1 protein-coding gene is annotated in these 5,847 nt (G+C 70.6%); it reads left to right on the forward strand.

What is annotated here, in order from left to right; genetic code table 11:
* A partial coding sequence (locus SX243_24875; protein ID MDY7096222.1) for an amino acid adenylation domain-containing protein occupies nt 1-5,847 on the forward strand: 5,847 nt, incomplete at both ends.

Consider the following 5,847-nt stretch of genomic DNA (forward strand, 5'->3'; position numbering starts at 1 on the left):
CGGGGTATTGGGTGGCGTCGCCGGGGAGCGATCTGTCGGAGGACGCCCTGCGCCGGGCCCTCGGGGAGGCCTTGCCGGAGTACATGGTGCCCTCGGCGCTGGCGCGTCTGGATTCGCTGCCCCGGAGCTCGACGGGAAAGATCGACCGGCGATCGCTGCCGGCGCCGGTGTGGGGCTCGGGTTCCGTTAGGGGCTCCTCTGGTGGTTCCGGCGGCGGCCGGGCTCCGGAGACGGAGACGGAGCGCCGGCTGGCGGCGCTGTGGTGCGAGGTCTTGGAACGGGACGAGGTGGGGGCGGAGGAGGACTTCTTCGAGCTCGGCGGCCACTCCCTCACCGCCACTCGGCTGGTCTCCCGCATCCGCGAACGCTTCCGTCGGGAGCTGCCGCTGCGGGCGCTCTTCGAGGCTCCCACGGTGGCGGGGTTGGCGTCCCGCATCGACTCGTCGGCAGGTCCGCCGGTGCTTCCGGCAGTGGAGCGGCTGGCGGTGGACGTGCCGGACGAGGAAGACGCGGAGGAAGCTCCGGTCTCCTTCGCCCAGGAGCGGCTGTGGTTCTTGCACCGTCTCGACCCCGACTCCGCCGCCTACAACCTCTTCGTGCCCCTGCACCTGCGGGGCCCGCTTCAGCTGCGGGCTCTATCCCGGGCGCTGGAGTCGTTGGAAGAACGTCACGAATCCTTGCGCACGGTCTTCTTGGAGCGGGTGGCTCACATCGAGGTTCGGCAGCATCCTGCAGAAGAGGAGGCCGTGGAATCGGGGGCGGCGGACGCCGGTGAGGAAACGGCCGAGGTGCAGGGAATCTCGGCGATGGTGGTGCGCCAGCGGGTCCGGCCGCTAGAACACCGGTCGCTGGAGGGGTTGTCTCCAGGGCATCGGCCGCTGGCGATGGTGGATCTGTCGAGGCTGCAAGGGGAAGACGGCAGGGCGGCGGCGGACGAGCTCGCTTTGAGACTTTCCCTCCAACCCTTCGACCTGGAGCGCGGCCCCCTCTTCCGCCGCCTGCTGCTGCGTCTCGGCGGGGATGCTTCCGGAGAGCATCGTCTGCTGTTGGGGCTGCACCACGCCATCTCCGACGGGTGGTCGCTGGGCATCCTGCTGGAGGATCTCGGCACCGCCTATGCGCTGGTGGTGCGGGGCGAGGATCCAGCGCTGCCGGCTCTGCCTCTCACCTACTCCGACTATGCCCGCCGGCAGCGTTGGCAGCTGCGCGGCTCGCTGCTGGATTCGGAGGTGGCCTATTGGCGCCGGCGGCTGACGGCGGCGCCGCAGGATCTGGGGCTGGCGACGGATCGCATGCGGCCGTCGCTGCAGAGCACCGACGGCGCGTCGGTGCCAGTGCAGCTGCCGCCGGATGCGGAGGAGCGGGTGGAGGCTCTGGCCCGGGAGTGCGGCGCGACGCCGTTCATGGTCCTGCTGGCGGTCTTCGGTCTGCTTCTGACCCGTCTCGCCGGCCGTCGGGAGGTGCTGCTGGGAACGCCGGTGGCGGGGCGCCGGGAGAGCGAGCTGGAGCAGCTGGTGGGGCTCTTCGTCAACACCGTGGTGCTGCGGCTGGAGCTGCCGGCGGAACGTTCGCTGCGCTCGGTGGTGGAGACGGTGCGGGAGACGGTGTTGGAGGATCTGAGCCACGACGCCGTGCCCTTCGAACGGCTGGTGGAGGAGCTGCGGCCGGATCGCGACCCCAGCCGCAATCCCTTCTTCCAGGGCCTCTTTCTGCTGCACAATCAGCCGCCGCCGCGGCCCCGGCTGCTGGATCTGGAGGTCACCCGGGGCAAGGTGCCGGTACAGACCTCGAAAGTGGATCTGGCGCTGGCGCTCAACACCAGCGACGGGCTGGAGGGTTCGCTGGAGTACGCCACCGCCCTCTTCGACCGCAGCACCGCCCGGCGCCTGGCGCGCTCCTGGGAACAGCTGCTGCAATCGGCGCTGGATCAGCCCGAGAGCCCCGCCGGAGAGCTGTCGCTGCTGGCGGCGGCGGAGCGTCACCAGCTTCAGACGGAGTGGCAGGGCACGGTGGAAGCGTCTCCGATCTCGGAGCTCTTGCCCTCCCTCTTCTTCCATCGTGCGGCCCGGGACCCCGAGGCACCGGCGGTGATTTGCCGACCAGCAGAAGCCACCGGGAGCAAGACGGTGAGCTATGGCGAGCTGGCGGCGCGGGTGCGGCGCCGGGCGGCTCAGCTGCGCCGCCACGGCGTGGGAGTGGAGACGGTGGTCGCGGTGTGCGTCGAGCGCACCGCGGCGGCGGTGGAGGCATTGCTGGCGGTTTTGGCGGCTGGGGGTGCCTACGTTCCTCTGGATCCGGAGCATCCCGTAGAGCGTCTGCGCTACGTGCTGGAGAGCTCGCGACCGGCGCTGCTGCTGGGGCATCGGGCGCTGCTGGCCCAGCTGGCGGCGACCTGCGGTGAGCTCCCCCCGACCCTGGCGGTGGAGGAGGAGGTCTCCGACGGAGCTCCGGCGGAGCCGATCCCGGTTCGCTCGCAGCAGCTGGCCTATGTGCTCTACACCTCCGGCTCCACCGGTCGCCCCAAAGGGGTCGAGGTGACCCACGGTGGCTTGATCAACCTCTTGCAGGCGGCGGCTCGCCGGCTGCGTTTCGGCCCGGGGCGCCGGCTGCTGGCCCTCACGACCTTGAGCTTCGATATCGCAGCGGTGGAGCTCTTTGTGCCGCTGATCACCGGCGGTGCGGTGGAGATGGGCTCCGCCGCCGAGGCCGCTGATCCAGAGCGCCTCGCCGCTCGTCTCGCCGCCAGCGGGGCGGATACGGTGCAGGCGACGCCGGCGACCTGGCGCCTGCTGGTGGCCTCAGGTTGGCAAGGAGGCCGGCGAGGGGACCGGCAGGGCGGCCAGCAAGACGGTGATCAGTTGACCCTGATCAGCGGCGGCGAAGCGCTGCCGGAGAGCCTCGCTTTGCAGCTGGCGGAACGTTGCGAGGAGCTGTGGAATATCTACGGTCCCACCGAGACCACCATCTGGTCCAGCGCCGTCCGGCTGGCCCGCGGCGGCAAGCTGGAGACCGACGGATCGGCGGTAATGACCCTCGGGCCGCTGCTGGACAACACCCGCGGCCAGGTCCTCGACCGCCGGCTGCAGCTTCAGCCCATGGGAGCGCCGGGGGTGCTCTACCTGGGCGGAGCGGGGGTCGCTCGGGGATATCGCGGCCGGCCTGCTCTCACCGCCGCCAGCTTCCTGCCGGACCCCTTCGGCCCCGCCGGTGCCCGCTTCTACCGCACCGGTGACGTCGTGCGCCGGCGCACCGACGGTCATCTCGACTATCTGGGCCGCGCCGATCATCAGCTCAAGATCCGCGGCTTCCGCATCGAGGCGGGGGAGATCGAGAGCGTGCTGGAGGGTTTGCCGGAGGTCGCCTACAGCGCCGTGGTGCCCTGGCGCGAGGGCGACGGTGGGGATCGCCTGGCGGCCTTCGTGGTGCCCCACGGCGTCGAGGCGGTGACCGGGGAGGAGGGCCCGGGCGAAGACGGTCTGCCCTCGAGGGAAGCTCCTGCCAGCGAGCTGCACGTCGCCGATTTGGCCGTGATGGAGCCCCCTGCCTCCTTGGTGCCGGAGGTGCTGTTGGCGGAGGTGCGGCGCCAACTGCCGGCCTACATGGTGCCGGCGGCGGTGGTCTATCTGCGGGCGCTGCCCCAAACCCCCAACGGCAAGGTCGACCGGCGGGTCTTGGAAGCCTACCGCCCCGCCGGCGGGGAGTCCGACGGCGGTGAGCTGCGGGAGCCGCCGCGCAACGATCTGGAAGGTCTGCTCCTGGAGCTCTTCCAGCAGGTGCTGGAGCGGGGGGACCTGGGGATCCACGACGACTTCTTCACCCACGGCGGCCATTCCCTGTCGGCGCTGCGTCTGGTTTCCCTGGTGCGCCAGGCCTTGGGCCGGGAGCTACCCCTGCGCCACGTCTTCGAGCAGCCGACGGTGGCACGGCTGGCGGTGGAGCTGGAGGCCCTGGGGGCCGGCGACGCGGGCCTGCCGGAAGCGCCGCCGCTGGTGCCTCTTCCGCGGGACGCCGGGGAGGAAGAGCGAGTCCTCCCCGCCTCCTTCTCCCAGCGCCGGGTGTGGTTCGTCGAGCAGCTGCGCCCGGGGACCTCGGCCCACAACATCGCCGTCACCCTGGGGCTGGAAGGAGACTTGGCTACGGAGGCTCTGGGCGCCGCCCTCCAATGGGTGATCCACCGCCATGAGGTACTGCGCACCGCCTTCCAGCGCCGGGACGGCGAGCCGATGCAGCGGATTTCTGCGCCGCGCCCGGAGACGCTGCCGAGCATCGACCTGGAAGCCTTGGCGAGCTCGGGTTCGGGCTCGGAAGCGGCGGCGGCCCGGGAAGAAACTGCGCTGGTGAATCATCTGGCGGCGGTGGCCTTCGATCTCTCCCGGGGGCCGCTGCACCGCTTCGTGCTCCTGCGCCGGGGGGGGCGTCGTCATCGGCTCTTCATCTGTTTCCACCACGTGATCTTCGACGGCTGGTCCATGGGCATCTTCCTGCGCGAGCTCGACCACGCTTATCGCGCCTTCGCCGCTGGTGAGACGCCTTCACTGCCGCCGCTGCCGCTGCAATATGGGGATTACGCCGTGTGGCAGCGGCAGTGGCTACGGGGAGCGGCACTGGAACGTCAGCTGGATCATTGGCGCCGGCAGCTGGAGGGCGCTCCGCGCTCCCTGGACCTGCCCCTGGACCGACCCCGGCCGGCGGTGCAGAGCCTGGAGGGACGCGCCTTCTCGGTGCACTATCCGCCATCGCTGGCGCGCTCCCTGGACGCCTTCCGCCGGGAGCACCAGGCGACCCTCTTCATGGCCCTACTGGCGGGCTTCGCGGTGCTCCTCTATCGCCAGACCGGGCAGCGGGACGTGGTCTTGGGATCGCCGGTGGCGGGGCGCCAGCACCGGGAGTTGGAGGATCTGGTGGGCTTCTTCGTCAACACTCTGGTGATGCGGGTGGAGGTGCGCCCGGACGAAGGCTTCGGTGAGCTGGTGGAACGGGTCAAGGCGGTGGCCTTGGACGCCTATGCCCATCAGGATCTGCCCTTCGAGCGCCTGGTGGAGGAGCTTCATCCGCAACGGGACCTGAGCCGCAACCCGCTGATCCAGATTCTCTTCTCGGTCCAGGAGTCGGGGACACCGCCGCGCCTCGCCGGGCTGGAAACGACCCTGGAATCGGCTCCGTCCGCCTCCGCCAAGCTCGACTTGAGCCTGGTGATGCGGCCCTACCGCGGCGGGCTGCTGGCCATTGCCGAGTACCGCTGGGATCTCTTCGACGAGACCACAGTGCGCCGCCAGCTGGCTCAGCTGGAGACCTTGTTGGCGACGGCGACGGCGGATCCCTCAAAACCCGTAGGCCGGCTCTCCCTCATGACCGCGGCAGCGCTGCACCAGGTGGGCTGCGAGTGGAGCGTCGAGGCCTCGCCCCCGGACTCGGCGATTCGGGATTTGCTCCCGGGGCGGGAGATTCCGGTGCACGAGTTGGTCGTTCGACAGGCCCAACGCCGCCCCGAGGCAGTAGCCCTGGCCCAGGGGGAGCGGACGTTGACCTACGGGGAGCTCGAACGGCACTCCCGCACGCTGGCGCTGCGCCTGCGGCGATGGCTGCAAGAGGGAGAGGATCCGACGGCGGCCCGGGAGCCGGTGGTGGCGGTGCGCCTGGAGCGCTCTCCCTGGGAGGTGACGGCGCTGCTGGCGATCCTGCGTAGCGGTGCGGGTTTTCTGCCCCTGGACCCCAGCTGGCCGGCGGAGCGTACCGCCTTCGTTCTGCGCGATGCCGGGGCCGCCCTGGTGTTGGTGGATGAGGGTTCGGAGACCGCCATTCCGGGGGATGTGGAGGTGTGGCCGCTGGGAACGGAGAGCTTCGAAG

It is taken from the genome of Acidobacteriota bacterium (assembly GCA_034211275.1).
GTDB lineage: Bacteria > Acidobacteriota > Thermoanaerobaculia > Multivoradales > JAHZIX01 > JAGQSE01.